18 protein-coding genes are annotated in these 16195 nt (G+C 31.6%); 10 read left to right on the forward strand and 8 right to left on the reverse strand.

What is annotated here, in order from left to right; genetic code table 11:
- The first annotated feature begins 1 nt into the window (after position 1).
- The 7 genes from PTA89_RS08915 to PTA89_RS08945 all read left to right on the forward strand — a co-directional run bounded on the left by PTA89_RS08915 (position 2) and on the right by PTA89_RS08945 (position 6225).
- Entirely contained in the window at positions 2-1930 is a 1929-nt protein-coding gene (locus tag PTA89_RS08915) for a conjugal transfer protein (protein WP_081531004.1), read from the forward strand.
- 1 nt (position 1931) lies between these two features.
- A complete protein-coding gene (locus PTA89_RS08920; RefSeq protein WP_095761695.1) occupies positions 1932-2129 on the forward strand; it encodes a hypothetical protein in 198 nt (65 codons plus the stop codon).
- 10 nt (positions 2130-2139) lie between these two features.
- Complete coding sequence (locus tag PTA89_RS08925) at positions 2140-3420, forward strand: phage tail tip lysozyme (RefSeq protein WP_095761696.1); 1281 nt, start codon at positions 2140-2142, stop codon at positions 3418-3420.
- 11 nt (positions 3421-3431) lie between these two features.
- The gene (locus PTA89_RS08930) at positions 3432-3986 is read left to right on the forward strand and encodes a hypothetical protein (protein ID WP_094372044.1); all 555 of its coding nucleotides are present in this window, start codon (positions 3432-3434) and stop codon (positions 3984-3986) included.
- A gap of 12 nt (positions 3987-3998) precedes the next feature.
- Complete coding sequence (locus tag PTA89_RS08935; protein WP_095761698.1) at positions 3999-4652, forward strand: hypothetical protein; 654 nt, start codon at positions 3999-4001, stop codon at positions 4650-4652.
- A 109-nt stretch (positions 4653-4761) separates the two neighbouring features.
- Positions 4762-5043, forward strand: coding sequence for a hypothetical protein (locus tag PTA89_RS08940; protein ID WP_049163791.1), 282 nt, complete (start codon positions 4762-4764; stop codon positions 5041-5043).
- A 66-nt stretch (positions 5044-5109) separates the two neighbouring features.
- Positions 5110-6225, forward strand: coding sequence for a site-specific integrase (locus PTA89_RS08945; RefSeq protein WP_324177490.1), 1116 nt, complete (start codon positions 5110-5112; stop codon positions 6223-6225).
- 344 nt (positions 6226-6569) lie between these two features.
- Here the strand turns inward: PTA89_RS08945 and PTA89_RS08950 are convergent, their stop codons facing one another.
- From PTA89_RS08950 to PTA89_RS08985, 8 genes are all read right to left on the reverse strand, one after another.
- Entirely contained in the window at positions 6570-7094 is a 525-nt protein-coding gene (locus tag PTA89_RS08950; protein ID WP_268857246.1) for a hypothetical protein, read from the reverse strand.
- 69 nt (positions 7095-7163) lie between these two features.
- Complete coding sequence (rpe, locus tag PTA89_RS08955) at positions 7164-7811, reverse strand: ribulose-phosphate 3-epimerase (protein ID WP_081537244.1); 648 nt, start codon at positions 7809-7811, stop codon at positions 7164-7166.
- A 16-nt stretch (positions 7812-7827) separates the two neighbouring features.
- Positions 7828-8511 carry a ribose-5-phosphate isomerase RpiA gene (gene rpiA / locus PTA89_RS08960; RefSeq protein WP_324177491.1) on the reverse strand — a complete coding sequence of 228 codons (684 nt, stop codon included), beginning with the start codon at positions 8509-8511 and terminating at the stop codon, positions 7828-7830.
- 711 nt (positions 8512-9222) lie between these two features.
- Positions 9223-9792, reverse strand: coding sequence for a DUF805 domain-containing protein (locus PTA89_RS08965; RefSeq protein WP_324177492.1), 570 nt, complete (start codon positions 9790-9792; stop codon positions 9223-9225).
- 71 nt (positions 9793-9863) lie between these two features.
- Positions 9864-10586 (reverse strand): DUF805 domain-containing protein, encoded by a 723-nt coding sequence (locus tag PTA89_RS08970; protein ID WP_324177493.1) that lies wholly within the window; start codon positions 10584-10586, stop codon positions 9864-9866.
- A 73-nt stretch (positions 10587-10659) separates the two neighbouring features.
- Positions 10660-11238 carry a DUF805 domain-containing protein gene (locus PTA89_RS08975; RefSeq protein WP_324177494.1) on the reverse strand — a complete coding sequence of 193 codons (579 nt, stop codon included), beginning with the start codon at positions 11236-11238 and terminating at the stop codon, positions 10660-10662.
- Positions 11239-11309: 71 nt separating this feature from the next.
- Positions 11310-12017 carry a zinc ribbon domain-containing protein gene (locus PTA89_RS08980; RefSeq protein ID WP_324177495.1) on the reverse strand — a complete coding sequence of 236 codons (708 nt, stop codon included), beginning with the start codon at positions 12015-12017 and terminating at the stop codon, positions 11310-11312.
- A 209-nt stretch (positions 12018-12226) separates the two neighbouring features.
- Positions 12227-13108, reverse strand: a complete 882-nt coding sequence (locus tag PTA89_RS08985; protein ID WP_324177496.1) for a hypothetical protein — start codon at positions 13106-13108, stop codon at positions 12227-12229.
- Positions 13109-13456: 348 nt separating this feature from the next.
- Between PTA89_RS08985 and PTA89_RS08990 the strand changes: the two genes are divergently transcribed.
- Genes PTA89_RS08990 through PTA89_RS09000 form a run of 3 tightly spaced genes read left to right on the forward strand, consistent with a single transcriptional unit; the run spans position 13457 to position 16193 of the window.
- Positions 13457-14332 carry an ABC transporter ATP-binding protein gene (locus tag PTA89_RS08990; RefSeq protein ID WP_324177497.1) on the forward strand — a complete coding sequence of 292 codons (876 nt, stop codon included), beginning with the start codon at positions 13457-13459 and terminating at the stop codon, positions 14330-14332.
- A 2-nt stretch (positions 14333-14334) separates the two neighbouring features.
- Positions 14335-15075: an ABC transporter permease gene (locus tag PTA89_RS08995; protein WP_003710906.1), complete on the forward strand. Its 741-nt coding sequence runs from the start codon at positions 14335-14337 to the stop codon at positions 15073-15075.
- An 8-nt stretch (positions 15076-15083) separates the two neighbouring features.
- Entirely contained in the window at positions 15084-16193 is a 1110-nt protein-coding gene (locus tag PTA89_RS09000; RefSeq protein WP_324177498.1) for a sensor histidine kinase, read from the forward strand.
- The last annotated feature ends 2 nt before the right edge of the window (positions 16194-16195 follow it).

A 16195-nucleotide genomic window follows, 5' to 3' on the forward strand; every position in this document is an offset into this window, starting at 1 on the left:
CATGAAGAAAAAAGAGTTATTAGAGCTTGAATCTGCTGGTTATCAACTTGAAATGATATCTAAAACTCAACCACAAGGTAATGTTAAACAGCATAGCCAGTATTTGCAATTTGGAGATGGCTATGTTGCTTGTTTACGTGTATATCATTATCCACCACATGGACTACCGATGTTTTGGGGAATCACATTAACAAATACGGATTCAACTATGACTATGCTGTCAATTGGTACTGAAGATAAAGATAAAATTAAAGACCAATTATCACGATCAGCAGGTGAAAAACACTCTCAAATTTCTGGTAAAGCTAAAGCTGCTGATAATGTTGAGTCGGCTAACACGTATAACGATCAAATGAATTTACTTAAAGATATTATTCAACGTAATGAGATTATTAAGAAAGTTTATTTTAGAATTTTCATTTATGCTCAAACAAAGGAAGAATTGGAAAAAAAGATTAAGCTTTTTGTGAGAAAAAATGGCCAATTTCGTATGGCTAGATATGCTGATGAGCAATTGTTGGATTTTGAAACAAATCTTGTGCCAACAAGCAATCAAGAAAACATGATTAATAGACCAAGTTCAACACCTATGTCTGCTTACTCTTTGAGTGGATCGTATCCTTTTAATCACGTCAAACTAGAGGATCCTCGTGGTTCGTATTATGGTTATACCTCCACACAAGGAGAAATGATCTGGGATCCGTTTCATCGTGATGAAAAACGAACAAGATCGTTCTTTTTTGTTACTGGAAATGCTGGTATGGGTAAATCTACTTTACTTAAAAAGATTAATGACGATGTTTTTGCTAGAGGCGCAATTATACGTAATTTTGACATCTCCAATGAATACAAAGAACAAACTAGATCTCAAGGTGGAGTCGTTATTAGACTTGATAAACCTGACTATCTAATAAACCCTTTTGAAGTTTTTGCAACAGTTATTGATGATCAAGGTCAAGTTGATGAGATATCAAGCTTTGGCCAACATAAAGAGAAACTCAAGAACTTCTTTAAATTTTTGAATCCAGATGTAAATTCTGATGATTTAACCATGTTTGATACTTGGCTAACTGACTTTTATATTACTCAGAATTTATGGATTAAAAACCCACAATCATATTCTGAACCACTTAAGATTACAGGATTACCACATGATATGTATCCAACTTTACGTGAGTTTGTAGTCTACGCAAATGAACGAAAACGTCAAGCCGAAAGAGATCCTAGAATTAAGCTAACAGACGTAGATACTACTTCCATGAATCGTATAACTTCAACGTTTATGAATGCAGAAGCTGCACAAGGAGATATGCTTGATGGAATTACTCGTTTTCCTGATCTGTCAGGCGAACAAGTAGTAACATTTGATATTCAAGGTTTACACGCTCAAGGTGAAGCAATATTCAATGCACAGTTATATTCTGTATTAACTCTGTTATCTGCCGACATTATCAAGAACGGACAAAAATTAAGAAAACAACTAGCTGATGGTATTTTAGATGAAAACTTAATCAGTTGGTATTACCTAAATATTGATGAAGTTGAGAATATTATTAATCCTAAGTTTTCCTTTGGTGTTGAGTTCCTAGCATCAATGATGGAACAGATGCGTAAGAACTTTTGTGCAATTACTATGGCAGCTCCAACAATTAAGGATTTAATCATGGCTGGATCTACACACGATCCATATATTCTAGCTGTTCAAAAGATCTTCTCACTATTTCAAATCCGATTCTTCTTCCAAATATCTGACGACGATATCCCTAGATTAGCTACAGCACTAGGTGGATCCACAACGGCTGACGAGTTACAGTCTCTAACTAAACTACAAAGAGGACACTGTTTGATGAATATCAATGGTGATAGAAATATTCAATTTAAAGTGGACTTAACTGCTGACGAAGAACGTCGTTATGGTGGAGGTATGTAAGATGGCTTTAAAGAGAAAAGTTAGTAAAAGAATATACAACTACAGAGGTATTAAAAACGTACGTAATCAAGTTAATCAAAGAAAAAAAGATTTGATTAAAGGTAAAGAGATACCTAATTATGATATGGCTAAGTTAAAATTTATGCTGGTCTTTCTAGTTATCATAAGCATACTATTGCTTTTTCTAAGAGTATTGTGAGGTGAATTAGATGAAAAAATGGATCAAAACTCACAGTAAATTACTTGTATTATGTAGCATTGGTGGCCTAGGTGGTTTTTTAATAATCTTAGTTGCTATCTTCACGGTATTATTCTTTAGTAATAATCGTTGTAGCGATAATGCTGGTACATCAGATACAGACATTTCATCAGGTTTTACAGGATCTTGGACAACACAAGGTACTGAAGCATATAAAAACGCTAAAGCAACTTTTGATTTCTGGGTAAGCAAGGGCATGTCTGGTGCGCAAGCCGCTGGTATTGTTGGGAATATTGGTGGAGCAGAGGATACAGGCTTTGTCTTAGATCAAAAAGAAATTGGTGGTGGCTCTGGTGGTGGATTATACCAATTTACACCATATACAAAATACTTAAATGATAAGAAGTCGGATAAATCTTGGTCTGTAGTTAATCAAGGTGAAGTAGTTATGTCTCTAGAACCACAAACTGTAAGTAGTTTCTTTTCAAAAACAAAAAATAGTTCCCCTGGTGACGCAGCAACTGATTGGATGAATTTGTATGAAAGACCTTCAGAGAAAGCAAGAGCAGCAACTAATAATATGAGACGATCTGCTGCAGAAAAAGCATATGAACTTTTTGGTGGAGCCAATATTTCTGCGAAAGATTCATTGCTTGGTGATGTTACAGAAACTTCAGATGTAGGTGTTACTTCAGATCTGCAAAATGATTCTAAAACTTGTTCCGTCTCTTCTGATTCCGCTAGTGATGGAACTGGTGAGGTTCCTAAAGGTGTTAGGGATAAAATATATGCTGCTAATGAGATTCCTGATAGCCTAAAACCATATCTTCTACCGATTAATGTATCAGATGCACGTGGTGTTTCAGGAAAAGGATGGTCACACCCTGGAGGTCAATGTGTTGACTATGTTGTATCAGAAGCAACAGTATTATGGAACAATACGCAATCTTGGTCTTTAGGTAATGGGGTTGATCAAGTTAATTCAGCAATAAAATTTGGTTATGCGGTTAAAGATGATAAGCCACATAAAGGAGATTTAGTTTCATGCGACGGTACAGACCCTAGTATCGGACATACATGGATGGTAGGTCATGTATTTGCAGATGGTTCGGTATTACTTCAGGAACAGAACTATCCTGGAAAATCAGGAGATGATATGGGAGCGCCTTTAACTTGGGATGTAGCTGTATTACCACCTTATAAAGATGGTGCTTGGGCTAACTTACCAAATTATGGAGCAACCTTAAACCATCCAGTATTTGCCAAACCAGCACACGGCATGAAAAAATAGGAGGTTGTGCTATGAATAAGTATGCAGGTTTATTTTTATGGAGTCTAGTTACAGTATTAGCATTAATTGTAATTGCATTTAAGCCTGACAATTCAGAGGTAATGGATCTAAAAAATCAAATTGTAAAAATAAATAGTGAGATTGAATATAAAAAGGATCAAACTGAATTAGAATCACCGTTAAAGAATAACTTTAACCTAGAGAAATCTAAGCAAGAAACAACTAATAAGTTGACCTTTGCTTTTACTCAGCTATTAGGTGGAATTCATGATAATTCAAGTTATGAAAAACAAAAGAAAGAGTTACAAAAAATCTTAGGTACAGATTTAGAAAACGTAGTATATATGCACGGATACAACACTGAATCTAAAAAATGGGTAGTTAATAAGAATGATAGTACAATTGTAGGATTTGATGATATTACTAACAAGTCTGATAGTGTTCTTTATGTAACGACCACATACGAACAAGGTACTACAAATCAAAAGATAAAATACATGTATAAAATACATTATGACTTGGAAAACTATAAAGTTTTATCATACAAAGAACTTAGTCTTAATTAGGAGGTTTTTAGCATGAATAGTCGATTAAGTATCATTAGTTCACTTATTTGTATTATCATATTATCGTGCTTGTTAGTAATCTTCAAAGTCGATCAATCTAAGATTAATGGGCAGGCAAATGAGCTAACTTTAGAATTAAATAAAAAGAAAAAAGAACTCCAACAAGTAAAAGAGACTCAGCAAAGAAAGTTTTTAAAACAAGCTAGAAAAAGTAATAACGTTAATGAAAGAATGAGCGCTGAGCAAATTCTAGCCAGTCAAGAATTATCTACTCAAGCAAATAAATTTTTTGGAATTGTAACTACGTTTGATTCACAAAAAGATTGGCTAAATCGAGAAAAGAAAGTACAAAGCCTTGTTACACCAAATGTATTGTTAAATAAATCTATCTTTAACAACGGTTTAGATAATACTGGGAGAAGTATTATTGAAACCACTAAGAGTCATGCTAGTTTTAAAACAGCAACTACACAGTCTGCAATGGTTAAGGATAATCAAATAGAAGGAATTGTTCATGTTGTTTATGAAGCATGGCAGGATAATCATACTTCAGGTATACGTACTGAAGTTTACCAAGTTAAATATTCTTTATTAGAACATAAATTTACAGACGTACAAGATTTAGGTATGGAAAATCAAGAAGCCGATATTTCATATCAAAAATAATTAGCAAATACCTCAAAATCTAAACTCTAAATTTTGGGGTATTTATTTTGGCGAAAGTTCTAATTTAAATCAAATTCTTTTATTCTTAAGGAAATTGGAGGTGATATATATGGCATTAGAGATGGAGCTTTCACCAGTTACTGAAGAAGCGTTTAAAAAGTATTTTCGAGAGTTGTTGTTAGAACAAGTTAACGAGATACGACAAGATGAAATGAAGAGTCGTCCCTACTTAAATAAAAAAGATATGGCTGCTTGGCTAGGTGTTTCTAAAAACACTTTAGACAAATTTATCAAGGCTGGTTTAAAAGTATCAGATATAAATGGTTCTCAATTAATAGGAAAGCAAACCGCCTTAGAGTTTCTAAAAGATCATGAAACTTACATGCTTTAGGCTTTATAGAATTGAAATTTTTTATTATTATAAGAAGGAAAGGTTCCTTCTTATAGGAGGAATTACATGAGTGATATAAAAGCATACACCAACAAAAAAGGTGAGAAATTATATAAATTCAGAATTTATGTTGGATTGGTCGATGGTAAAAGTAAATACGTTAATCGAGCAGGATTTAGAACCAAAACTGAAGCAAAAAAAGCTTACCAAGAAGTGAAATTCTCTGCATATCAAGGTGAATATAGACAAGAAAGTAATCTAGATGTAAATCTAAGAACTTTTGGAGACTTATATGATTTTTGGCTTAAGCAGTATAAAAATACTGTTCGAGGATCAAGTTATTATGTTATCAAGAAAGGATTAGACAAGAATGTTTATCCATATTTAAAAAATAAACAACTAAAAAGTATTACTCTAATAGATTGTCAAAATTTGATTAATAGATTATTAAAAACTAATCCTGGAAACTACGTCATATTGTCAGTATATACAAAAAAAATCCTACAGTATGCTGTTACTTTAAAATTAATATCTGAAAATCCAATGAATAATGTTATTAAGCCTCGAAAAAAAAAGACATATGGAAGTGACAATTATTATAGCAAAGAAGAGTTGAAAACTTTTTTAGCTTACAGTAAAAAAGAAGAGTTTCATGTTTATGTTCTATTCAGATTACTAGCTTATTCAGGCATGAGAATTGGTGAATTATTAGCATTGAAAGTAGCTGACATAGATTTTAATACTTCACAAATATCTATTTCTAAGACTATATCTAGTGATGCTGATAGTAGATTTGAATTACACAAACCTAAAACTACCACAGGAAATAGAATCATAAGTGTAGATCCCGATACAATCAATCTAGTATCAACTTTAACTAAAGATAAAAAAAAGGATGATTTTATTTTTAGGTTCTATGGTTGCTCCAAACCTTATTCTCCTAGAACAGTTGCATTATGGAAAAATAAAATTATAAAAAAAGCTAACCTTAGAGAAATATCATTGCATGGGTTTCGACATACTTATACTAGTTTATTATTTGAATCTGGTGTAAACATCAAAGAAATTCAAAGACAACTGGGACATTCTAAAGTTGAAATGACCTTAAATGTTTATACACATCTGAGCAGAAATAATAATAATGATATTGGATCTAGATTCAATGGTTATCTCAATAATTAAAACAAAAAACAATATTATAATATTGTGACTCAGAACTTTTATAAGAACTCGAAAAAAAATATAAGGATCTGAAATATAATGAAATCCTATAAAGCCTATTATTTTGCATATATAAATAGATAAAAATAAAAAGTTATTTTAACTTTCTGAAAAAATATGATTTTTGATAAACATCAAAATTAATCAATAAAGCTATAATGAGATTATATTACACTGTTTGGTTTTCTCTTTATCCATCTTTATGAAAAACTTACATTTTTTAGAAAGATGAATTAAGGATTAATCATGACAAAAAAGCCCCCTAATCTTTATAGTAAATTGGAGACTTTAAAGTGTATCTATTATTAAACAGTGTTAGAAGATCTTTGATCTAAGAATTTTTTATACTTTTCAACATACCATGGGTAATATGAACGATTATTTTCTTGATAAAATTTTTTATTCTCTAGCATAATGTATCCCAACAACTCATTTTTACCTTTTGTAGTGTTGGGTATAGGCAAAGCATCTTTAACGCTTTTATAGGAAACCAATTTAACTTTTGTTGGGCGTTCTAATTTATAATCTATTTTATGTCCTAATTTCTCGTAGCTAGCAACTCTTGCATTAAAACTAATAACATCCCCAACAACTAATTTTCCTAGCTCAGCAAAGCCTTTTGTGTAGTTGAACCACAGATGATCTGTAACTAGATTGTTATTTATCTTAACATTTTTGAACATAATTGTTGGAGCTAATTTATCTCTATCTAATCCACGCCTATATGTAACTTTGTAACCACACCTTGCATATTCAGCTGTAAAATTGTACCGTTTTTGACTTCCTAATTGAAGTAATTTTTCCCGAACATTCGAATCATGTATAGTCATTTTCCCCCACGCTTTCATCAATATATAAAAATAGAAGATACCACTAATCACAGTAGTATCTTCTATATATTAATTACGTAATTTATTTATTCTTTCAGCATGAGTTTCATTACCAGAATTAAAAACATATGACCCGGCAACTGCAACTGTTGCGCCAGCTTCTCGACATAGTTTAACAGTTTCTTCGTTAATTCCACCATCAACTTCTATATCAAAGTTAAGATTTCGTTCTTCTTTTATTTGATGTAGTTGGCGAATCTTTTCTAATGTTTCTGGTATGAATTTTTGTCCACCAAATCCAGGATCAACTGTCATAACAAGTACTTGATCAACAATTGATAGAACACTTTCAATTGCACTAACTGGTGTTCCTGGATTAATTACTACTTCAGCTTTAGCATTGTTTTTCTTGATTAAATCTAATGCACGATGAATGTGTGGTGTAGCTTCATAATGAACACCTACAATGTCTGCACCGGCTTTTATGAAGTCTTCTACCCAATTTTCAGGGTTATTCACCATCAAATGAACGTCAAAAACCATTTTGCTTTGTGATCTTAATGCTTTAACTACATTAGCACCAAAAGATAGATTAGGAACAAAATTTCCATCCATAATATCAATATGGAGATATTCAGCACCGGCATCTTCTACTTTTTGTACATCAGCACCTAGATTTAACATATCAGCGCTAAGAATAGAAGGAGCTATTTTCATATAAATTCACCTCGAATTATCTGGCTTCAAGAACCTCAGGGCCATCTTGACGCCCAACAATAACAGTATTTACGATGTCTAAGAATAATCCGTGTTCGACAACTCCTACTTGATTAATTAGGTAATCTCCAAGTTCTTTAGGATTTTCAATTTTACCTAAGTGAAGATCGATAATATAGTTATCAGAGTCTGTATGAAGTAAGCCGCCATCTTCATTTTTTCTAAATTCTGGATTTAATCCTTTTTCTTCAAAACGTTTAAAGACAGTACCACTACCATAAGGGATAACTTCAACTGGTAATGGAAATTGTCCTAGATCATCGACCATTTTACTTTCATCAACAATCCACATATTCTTATTAGATTTAGTTGCAACAATCTTTTCATATAGTAAAGCTGCACCGCCACCTTTAATTCCTTGGAAGTCAGAAGAAATTTCGTCAGCACCATCGATTGTTAAATCAATATGATCAACTTCATCAATATCTTTGATAACAATGCCCAAAGACTTAGCTTGTTCAGCTGTTCTAATAGAAGTTGTAACACCAACAATGTCTAGACCTTCTTCGTTTACACGTTTTCCAAGTGCATCAACCATGTATTTAACAGTTGAACCTGTTCCTAGACCGACAATCATGCCATCTTTAATCCATTCAACTGCCTTTGTACCTACTAATTGCTTTAATTCATCTTGGTTCATTAATTATACCCCTTTCAAACATCGCATACCTAAATTATACAACAATTAGTATAGTTCCGGCACCATGAATAGTAAGTATTTTCAAAATTATTCTAATTATTTACTTAATAGTATTAATTCCATGCATCTTAATAGTTCTTATGGCAATTATCACCAAAAGTAATGACTTTTAATTCTATTAACTACTAACCTTAACTGATTTTGTTTATGCGGCGTTTATTTAATGTTTAAACTTTTTCGTTTTATAGCACTTAAAAGAATATTAATTCATAGCAGCAACAAACAAATCAAGTACTTCATCGCGATGTATCTTCTCTAATTGTCTTAATACAACAGCTATATCACTAAATACATCTTTATCAACTCAAAATTAATTTTGATAGGGTCTTTAGCAACGTTTCTAAATTCCCTCATATCATTCTTGATATTGTTTAGTTGGTTAGATATACCCTTTGTATTTATCTTCGGGGTAATCTTAAAATTACCATTCAAAGCAGACCTTAACTTGCTCTTAAAGTGATTTACATCTGGGGCTACTCTTACTGTGCCTAGATTTAAATTCTTTAAGCTCGTTTCGTAAAAGTCTAACTTGACTTTTATGTCTAAGTTTTGACTAGCCAATCATTTTAATACCACCTTATTATTTTATTTGTAAGCACTTACATATTGGTGCTGTGTAAAAGCCCATATTATTGGGCTTAGTTTTTAGGATTATACCCAGATTCTATTAAGTAAAAAAGCCACTAAACAAATACACACAATAAAGGCCACCGTATAATAAATCCCCTTATTGTCCATATTATTTATAGGGTCGTCCACAACCTTCTTTTTATCTTCATCGTTTTCTTGCAACAACATAATCAATAATATTACTTGCCCAACAAGTGGTATAAGATTAAGCAATACATATGCACCACTTTTATTTATATCATGCAATCTCCTTACAGAAGCCGATAGTGTTGCAATAAGGAAGAATAGGTCGTAAAAATACCATAACAACATGGCTTCTGTACCATATGACACCGACATAATCACTATGTTAATAAGTGCCATAACAAATACAGCGACCCAGAAGTTATGCCTATTCATCTTGCCTTCAAAATTAATGATATTAGTCCAAAAATCAATTAAGGGATTAACTTCTTCTGCTACAGCTCCATCAGTAGTAACAGTAGTACCATCTACGATAGGTTTTGTCTTTTCTACATATATTTCATTACCGCACTTAAAGCAAAATTTAGCGTCTTCTGGGTTCTTTGCTCCACACTTAGTACAAAACATATATTGTTCTCCTTTAAAATAATTCATATACATATTGGTGTTATGTAAAAGCCCATGTTTTGGGCTTATAATTAATAATCGTAATCACTATCGTAAGAGTTGTTTTCCAAGTCGTTAATACTCTTATCTAAATCATCACGATATTCTTGCAATTCTTGCTGCTCTTGGTAATATTCATATGCTGTAGTTACTATGTAAACTCCACCTAACAATAAAAGTAATGTTGACGCTGCAAACAATCCACTCCACCATGCTTCGCTGTAACTCTTCGCTTTTCCTTTTTGTAACAACATAATCAATAATATCACCTGTCCAACAAGTGGAATAAGATTAAGCAATACATATGCACCACTTTTATTTATATCGTGTAATCTTCTCACAGAAGCAGATAGTGTTGCAATAAGGAAGAATAGGTCGTAAAAATACCATAACAACATAGAATTAATATATCCGCAAATAGCTAATAATATTATATTTACCGCAGCCATTACTATCGTAGCAGACCAAAAATCATATCTGCTCATTTTACCGTTGAAGTTAATTATATCACCCCAAAAACTAGATAATGGGTTTGTTTTATTATCTGACACTTCATTAAACGTATTTATATCTTTTTCCTCTTCCGATTCGTCTTCTATTGTGTATTCGTTCCCAAAAATAGTAGTGTAAGTTTCCTTTTTATCGTCAGCGGGCATATCCGAAGGTGACTCTGGGTTAAGGTACATTTCATTACCACATTTATAACAGAAAGTTGCGTCTTCTGGGTTCTTTGCTCCACACTTAGTACAAAACATATATTGTTCTCCTTTAAAATAATTCATATACATATTGGTGTTATGTAAAAGCCCATGTTTTGGGCTTAGCTAATCAATCATTTAACATTTCTTTTTGTTTCTCAATCCATTGATTATTTTCTTCAACACGAGGTAGGCAAAGTAGAACTAGTAGAATGATTTGCCCTACTACTGGAATTAATCCTATTAGTATATATGCACCACTCTTATTGGTATCATGTAATCTTCTGATAGTTGCGTCAATCATTAATATTCCATATAGAATGTAAAATGTGTAAACCATTCCGACCCATTGAAGACCGTAACATATTAACAATAATATTATGATAGGTACAATCAATACCACCTGTGATAGCCAGAAATCATTTCTTGAAATGACCTCTCTACGCTCTTTCCCTACTATAAAGAGTTCAAAAACAGCTTTTAAAACTGGTGATAATTCTCTTTCTTCTGGTGTGGTTAATTCATTTTCTAGTTCTTTTTCAATATTTTTGCTAACACCTACTTTTTTATTATCACTACTAAAATCTACAGAAGGGGATTCGGGGGAGTTGTCGGAGAGCCTTTCGATTGTTTTATATATTTCATTCCCACATTTATAACAAAATTTAGCGTCTTCTGGATTCTTTGTTCCACATTTCGTACAAAACATATGTTGTTCTCCTTTAAAATAATTCATATACATATTGGTGCTATGTAAAAGCCCATGTTTTGGGCTTATAGTTAATCTACTCTTGTTGCTGTAACAGTTGTCACAGTATTCTTATGCTTACTTTTTGAAGTATACCCATTTCGTGTCACTTTGTATTTCTTAAAACGTGTTGCTTCAAAACCTTTTATCCACTTCTTACTCTTTTTATCGTATATTTTTGACATATCTAGCTTGTTTATGGTTACGAAGATTTCTGGGTCGTCAATATCGTCATAGTCACCATCGTTATCGTAATCCATTCTATAAATATCTCCATATTTATTATATTTATTACTATTAATGTTATATATATCACTTAAAGACATTGCTTTATTTAATATACTTACTTCTTTACCTTTTTCATCTAAAACTGTAAATTCATATAATTTGTTTTTGTATATTACGTAAGAACTATATTCTTTGGATACCGTAGTTGTTCCTTTTTTCTTATCTACGCTCTTTATTGTCACTTCGTACACATGTCCGTCAACAGCTTTGGCAAAAGCATTTCTGTTATACCACTTATATCCACCGAAACCTAACAACAACACTGTAACAGCAATAATTCCGTATAACCATTTTTTATTTTTCAAAAGAGATATTTTATTTTGTACATTATCATGGAATGACTTTGGTTTTTCTGTCATTTCCTTATCTTTAACCGCTCTTATTTCATTTCCACACTTATAACAGAATTTGTCATCTTTGCTATTCTTTGCTCCACACTTAGTACAAAACATACCTATCTCCCCTTGTATATGTATTATATGCACCGTTTATTCGGTGTATACTTATTAATCTAATCATTATATAAAACACCTAAATTATTATATAAATCACCTAATAATGCTATCAAAAATTTCATTGTATATCAATACAATATTTATTTCATCGCGATGCATTAAACAACATAAAAAGCCCCTTAGCAATGTAAAGGGCTTGTATATATTTATTTGTTTTGTTGTAGTTCTTTAATTAGCTTTTTCATATCGTTGTAATGTTCGTTTATTGGTTTATACTTTGTTAGCTCTCGCATAACGCTGTAAGTGCTACTAAAAAATAGGGTTAAGTCATTGTATTCAGTATATAACATTAATTCCCTATAACTTAGGTCATTAAGTTTTAATCTTTCAATATTTGCATTTAATAGGCTGTCAGACTTATAACCATGTAAACCGTACGCCGTCTTATACAACCCCTTTTCATTCGTCTTTACAATATGTACAACGTATTGACCGTAAGCGTTGTTGGTCATATTGTTTAACATGTCTTTTAGTGCGCCCTTTTCATCGTCAAACAATAGTTTGTAATAGTCTAGTTTCTTTTGCATGCGTTGGGGTACGTCTTTAATTGTAAGTCTATCCAATTCTTGCTCAAGGTCTATTAATTCCTTGTAATAGATGTAATCGTGGTCGTCTTGCTTTGGTTCTTGTTTTTTGTAATTGTAGCCCCATAATACATTTTCAATATAGATAATACAATCATTACCATCGTTATATATTTCCTTTAACAAGTTATAAAGGGTGTTGATATATTCATTATATAGCCCCTGTACTTCCCTTGTTTGTTCTTGGTCTACACTTAGTAGCGTAAACATACTAACATAGGCGCTATATTCGTTTAAGGTATTCATAACTTCCCTAATCGTATCATATACATCAATACGCCCTTGAAAGTCTTTACCACGTTTAGATAATTCCTTAATAGTATCTTTAATAAAGTAGCTTTCATCGGCATTAAGCTGCTTGACTGTTTCCACGCCGCCCCACTCGTCTAAGTTATCGCCGCCTTGAATTGCGTTGTTAAAGTCTTGTATAAATTTCTTTTTCATATTGTATTAGCTCTCTTTTCTATTTATATTTTGTAATTGAGCTAATACCTTAAGCAGCAGCAAAAGCGATGAAATACAAGCTCTTGATTTAGGTTCTTAAAAAGGGTCTGAGTTAGGGTCTGTGTTTTTTATATAATCACAAGTTATTTATAATAATTACTTTCTTTTAATGTTTATAAAAACATCACTGTAATCACCATTATTCTAATTATTTACTTAATAGTATTAATCCCATGCATCTTAATAGTTCTTATGACAATTGTCATGAAGAGTAATGACTTTCAATTCTACTAACCTTAACTGATTTTGTTTATATTGAAGATGTAATACAGGGAAGGATGATAAATTATGACCACCGCACTTGAAGTAAAAAATATCAATAAAAAATATAAAAATAAAGTTGTTTTAAATGATATTAATTTTTCAATTCAATCTGGAGAAATTGTTGCCTTAATCGGTAAAAATGGTGCTGGAAAATCTACTTTGATCAATATTATTACGAAGTTAATTCAACAAGATAGTGGGCAAAGTAAGATTTTTGAGAAAGAAAAATTTGATAGAAATTTAATTGGAGTAATGATGCAAGAAAATATCTCTTTAGATCGAATAACAGTGAAAGAAATAATTAAATTAACTAGAACATATTATCGTAATCCTATGTCTTATCAAGCGATATTAGCTTTATCAGAGTTACAAAATTATACAAACCACCCTATGGATAAATTATCTGGAGGTCAAAAAAGAAAGCTACAGTTCGCTCTTACTTTAGCCGGAAATCCAGATCTAATTTTCTTAGACGAACCTACTGTAGGAATGGATGCGGAAAGTCGCACTAAATTTTGGGAGCGTATCGATGAGTTAAAGAAACAAGGGAAAACATTTTTAATTACTAGTCATTATCTAGAAGAATTAGAAAAAGTTGCTAATAGATTTATTTTTCTGCATAATCAAAAAATTATTTTTGATGGTAGTTTAAATGAAATGGGAAAACAGTTAAAAATGGTTCAAGTAACCTTCAATAGTGAGTTGATAGAAGATATTTTTAATAAATTACCAGCTGTACTTAGAGTAAGTGAATTGAACCACCATTATACACTTATTACAAGTGATGTTAATAGCTTAATAACTCAGTTAGTCCCCTATTTATCAGCAATTGATAATTTAGAAATTAGACAACAAAATTTAGACACATTAATGGACTCTTTAATTAGAAACGAGGAATAATCATGACCAATTTTTTATATCAACTTGAAATTGATTTTAAACGCATAATCCTAAGAAACCCAGCATTCTTCATGTTTGATTTAGCAATGCCCTTGACTTTCTATTTACTTTTTACAAAAGCCTTACCGCAATATAGTAATACAATGCAATGGAAGGTAGATTATTTAGTAAGTATGGCGATTTACGGAATTCTACTTGGATCTATTATGACAGTTGCACATACACTAAGTTCCGATATAGACCGTAAATTTACACTATTTATAGATTTAAGTCCTTTTCCTAAATTAATGTATTATATTGAAATGATCATTATTTTTGAAGTATTGAACTTACTTTGTCTTGTAGGAATTGGTTTAGCCGGTATTTTAGTTAATAATCTCACACTACCGACAAAGGTCTGGATACTTTTATTAGTTCTAATTCCTATTATGAGCTTGCCTCTCGTTTTATTAGGCATTTTGATTTCATCATTTAAAGATAGTAATGTTATCAATGCTTTAGCCAACATTTTAGTTTTTCCTATGGCAATTTGTAGTGGCTTATGGTGGCCGCTTAGTGTACTCCCACAATGGTTACAAAAAATTGGTAAAGTAACACCAACATACTACATTTCGAATTTATCTAATAACATTTTACATGGAAATAGCATCAACTATAATTCGCTTGTAGGTTTAATAATTTGGTTTGTTGTGTTAGTCTTAGCTCTAGGAATTAGTTATATATTTACTTCAAAAAAGGATTGAAAAAACTGATGAAGAAGTTTTTAAAAAAGCACGTATTATTTCCAAGTTACGTAGGACTAGCCCCTTATTTCTGGTTACTATGGTTATTTCCAGCAGTAAGTGTATTACTTACATTGCCCACTATTATGCGTAATATAACGTTAATTTTACTAATTATTTTTGTCAAAGTTTATAGAGATTGTTTTTTAGCCAGAGATAAAGGAGTAGTTATTAATATTTTTTGTCAATTAATTTTGGCAGCTACATTCTCTTTCTTTGCAAGATATCCATTTTTATATATTTATACGGGCTTTATTATTGGAACTTTTAGTATTAATATGAAAAACGCAAAATTAGTGATTGTTCCTTATTATGTTTTATCTACGATAAGTTTATATCTAGCTTATCCATTACCCAGTATGGCAGTGGGAGATGTACCAGCAGCTATTATCAATTATTTATTCATTTTTGGAACAATTCCAGCTTCAAATTCTTTATCAAAGAGCTATCGTTTAGGAAAACAAAATAATCGTTTAGAATTAATAGCTAGGCACAGTGAACGTGATAGAATAGCTCAACAATTACATGATAATTTGGGACAATCCTTTTCTATGCTTGCCCTAAAAGCTGAATTAGCTGAGAAATTACTGGAGAAAGATCCAGTATTGGCTAAACAACAATTAAAAGACATTGCAGCGGCTTCTCGTCAAAATTTAGACTTGGTTAGAGAAATTGTAGCAGATATGAAACATTCTACAATACTACAAACTTTGGATATACAACAATCTAATCTAGATAAATCTGGTATAATGCTACATACAAAAAACGAAGAGATTACAGTAGATTGGAATAAGGATATTCAAAATACAATAAGTCAAATTATTACTGAGTTGGTTACTAATGCTATTCGTTACAGTCATGGGAATCTCTTTAGTGTTACTTTTAGTCAGAAGAAAAATCAATATTTAATAACTGTGCATGATAATGGGATTGGTTTTGATAAAAATATATCTTATAAAAATTCATTTGGTTTATCTGGGATAAAAAAGAGAATTGATTATCTAGATGGTAATGTTAGTTTTGATAATGATAATGGTGCTAAAATAGATATAAGTATTCCTATTGTAAAGGATGATTGAGA

It is taken from the genome of Ligilactobacillus salivarius, from assembly GCF_035231985.1.
GTDB classification, from domain to species: Bacteria; Bacillota; Bacilli; order Lactobacillales; family Lactobacillaceae; genus Ligilactobacillus; species Ligilactobacillus salivarius.